The sequence below is a fragment of the Halosimplex yunnanense genome (assembly GCF_054504345.1).
In genome coordinates, this window is the sequence record NZ_JBTJEL010000004.1 from 1 (window position 1) to 746 (window position 746).

The 746-nt window shown below is 59.4% G+C and carries 1 tRNA gene and 2 rRNA genes; all 3 read right to left on the reverse strand.

From position 1 onward, the window contains the following. Positions 1-191 (reverse strand): 23S ribosomal RNA (locus AB2U09_RS00020); the annotation flags it as partial. Positions 192-449: 258 nt separating this feature from the next. Then, positions 450-521 (reverse strand) — tRNA-Ala (locus AB2U09_RS00025). A 92-nt stretch (positions 522-613) separates the two neighbouring features. Further along, positions 614-746 (reverse strand): 16S ribosomal RNA (locus AB2U09_RS00030); the annotation flags it as partial.

Below are 746 nucleotides of genomic sequence, written 5' to 3' on the forward strand. Positions count from 1 at the left end.
TTCCGACCGGTACTAAGATGTTTCAATTCCCGGCGTTCCCCATTGCGCGAAGCAATTGCGGTGGGGATTCCCATTCGGATATCCTGCGTTCTTCGCTTCCATGCAGCTCCCGCAGGCTTATCGCAGCTTGGCACGTCCTTCGTCGGCACTCGAGCCGAGCTATTCACCAGGTGGCATAGTAGCCACGTTAGTGGAGAAGGTCCGGTGAGGGACCTTCGAATGTGTGGAGATCCGAGATGGATCTCCTACGTCGTTGGACTCGATGAACGAGTCCAGTGGACGCCTGGATCGCACGTACACACAGTCTCATCTGCACACCCACGGGTGAGGTGGCGTATGCATCGACCCTTCCCATCCGCGTTCGCACGGGATGGTGCACCGGTCTTCGTACTACGATTCGAATGGAGTGACCCACTTAAGGGGCACGGTTCGAATCGTAGTACGTGACATGGACCCACTGGGATTTGAACCCAGGGCCTCCGCCTTGCAAAGGCGGCGCTCTGCCGCTGAGCTATGGGCCCGTGTTAGCCCTGGTAGTTCATCGGTGCCCGGACTGCGAACGGTCGGCGGACGCTAGTAGGTGGGCTGGGGCGTCGCCCCAGTCCCGGTCAGTAGGAGGTGATCCAGCCACAGATTCCTCTACGGCTACCTTGTTACGACTTAATCCCCCTTGCGGAGCCCAGATTCGACTCGGGTATCCGAGCCTCATCCGGACCCCACTCGGGTGATTTGACGGGCGGTGTGTG